This window comes from Syntrophaceticus schinkii, assembly GCF_000946815.1.
GTDB classification, from domain to species: Bacteria; Bacillota; DSM-12270; order Thermacetogeniales; family Thermacetogeniaceae; genus Syntrophaceticus; species Syntrophaceticus schinkii.
In genome coordinates this window covers 1-1,811 of sequence record NZ_CDRZ01000142.1, presented here as the reverse complement: position 1 = coordinate 1,811, position 1,811 = coordinate 1, and the positions used below count along the sequence as shown (strand labels likewise).

The window sequence follows — 1,811 nt, the reverse complement described above, 5'->3', positions numbered from 1 at the left end:
CAACAGAAAACGGCTTGTATTACATGCGGGCGGCGGTATTATGATCCAGACATCAAGAGGTTCGATCAACCTGGATGTGCTGCTGGGGAGGCATCGACGAGGGGCAGAGCCTGAACAGATACGCCTATGTCAACGGCAATCCCATCAGCTATGTGGACCCCTTCGGCACATGTGTAGAGTCGGGGGAAGCAGGGCATATGGCCTTCGACGTGGGGGGGATGGTCCCGGTAGGTGGGATGGCGTTTGACGCAATAAATGCCATCTGGTACGCTGCGGAGGGGGACTGGACCAATTTCGGATGGAGCGGTCTGGCTCTTATTCCTGGAGTTGGTTATTTCTCCCAGGGAGTAAAGTACGGGATAAAGGCCGTAAGTAGGCTAGATAATGCCAGTGATCTAATAAAGGTCGCGAAGAGTGCTGGTAAGCAATTTAAAGTAGATAAAATAGACCTTCAGAAGTTTGCTAAGGGCACAGGGAAAGTTAATGCAGATGGTTTACCTATTAATAATAAAATTACTGGTTGGACAAAACATGGTGCAGAACAGGCTATTAGAAGAGATGCTGGCAGAGGTGTTTCTAATAAGGCAATTGTTGATGCTGTTAATAATCCCGTACAAGTTGTGAACCAATCTGGAGGTACCGTAAAGTACATTGGACAAGATGCAACTGTAGTCTTAAATCAGAATGGAAAAGTTGTTACAACATGGGCCAATAGTAGTGCCGGGGCGCGAGGAGGAAGTTAAATGATTAAATTGCATAAACAATCACTGGATTTATTGAAAAAGTGTCTTCAAAAACATAATCCTGATTTGATTCCAATTATCGAAAACCAAAATAGTAATGATTATACAGTGGAATTTTATAATCAACTCAGACAAATTGTTGGAGACGAATTAATTATTAATGGGCTAAATGAAGATGACGAACCTAATGAGTATGGGTTAACATTAGAAAATTTAATTGACGAAATAGGCAGACTGTTTATGTGAACAGAATAAGAGAAAACGTAAAATCAGCATATACGACGGGCAGGGCCTGATCGGGTCGGATGAAGCAGACGGATACTATTCGGTCTACCACTAGGACTACCGGGGAAGTACCGTAGCTTTAACCGACGAGGACGGCTATACAACCGACGAATACAGCTACGGCCCCTGCGGGGAGCTGCTAGCCTACACCGGGAGCAGCGATACACCCTTCCTTTTCAATGGAAAGTACGGGGTGATGAGCGATGAAAACGGCTTGTATTACATGCGGGCGCGGTATTATAATCCAGACATCAAGAGGTTCATCAACCTGGATGTGCTGCTGGGGAGCATCGACGAGGGGCAGAGCCTGAACAGATACGCCTATGTGAACGGCAATCCCATCAGCTATGTGGACCCCTTCGGTACATGTGTAGAGTCAGGGGAAGCAGGGCATATGGCCCTTGACGTGGGGGGGGGATGATCCCGGTAGGTGGGATGGCGTTTGACGCAATAAACGCCATCTGGTATGCCGCAGAGGGAGACTGGACCAATTTCGGATGGAGCGGTCTGGCCTCTATTCCTGGAGTTGGTTACTTCTCCCAGGGAGTAAAGTACGGGATAAAGGCCGTAAGTAGGTAGATGATGCCAGTGATGTGATAAAGGTCGCAAAGAGCGCCGGGAAGCAGTTAAATAAGGGCACGGGGAATGGCTGTTATTGGGAAAATGGATGATCTGACAATGTCCGGTACAATAAAAAAGGGAGAGTATACAATTGCTGAGAAACTACCAAACTTAGGAGACCCAAAGGCTAATTGGAAGCAGAATTCAAGTGTTTTGAGACAA

Annotated in this window: 3 protein-coding genes and 1 pseudogene; all 4 read left to right on the top strand. The window is 46.6% G+C overall.

All coding sequences use genetic code 11. From position 1 onward, the window contains the following. Positions 1 to 197: 197 nt before the first annotated feature. Complete coding sequence (locus SSCH_RS19015; RefSeq protein WP_198142213.1) at positions 198 to 743, top strand: hypothetical protein; 546 nt, start codon at positions 198 to 200, stop codon at positions 741 to 743. Then, positions 744 to 989 carry a hypothetical protein gene (locus tag SSCH_RS06485; RefSeq protein ID WP_044664760.1) on the top strand — a complete coding sequence of 82 codons (246 nt, stop codon included), beginning with the start codon at positions 744 to 746 and terminating at the stop codon, positions 987 to 989. Positions 990 to 1,158: 169 nt separating this feature from the next. Next, a pseudogene (locus SSCH_RS06480) lies at positions 1,159 to 1,449 on the top strand (RHS repeat-associated core domain-containing protein); the annotation flags it as partial. Beyond that, positions 1,446 to 1,607, top strand: a complete 162-nt coding sequence (locus SSCH_RS18250) for a hypothetical protein (protein ID WP_156972149.1) — start codon at positions 1,446 to 1,448, stop codon at positions 1,605 to 1,607. The pseudogene SSCH_RS06480 and the gene SSCH_RS18250, both read left to right, overlap by 4 nt. Positions 1,608 to 1,811 lie beyond the last annotated feature (204 nt).

What these genes read in the sequence shown, in the direction of transcription:
- SSCH_RS18250 (WP_156972149.1), top strand. Translation starts at nt 1,446, where the DNA reads ATGATCCCGGTAGGTGGGATGGCGTTTGACGCAATAAACGCCATCTGG.
- SSCH_RS19015 (WP_198142213.1), top strand. Translation starts at nt 198, where the DNA reads ATGGCCTTCGACGTGGGGGGGATGGTCCCGGTAGGTGGGATGGCGTTT.
- SSCH_RS06485 (WP_044664760.1), top strand. Translation starts at nt 744, where the DNA reads ATGATTAAATTGCATAAACAATCACTGGATTTATTGAAAAAGTGTCTT.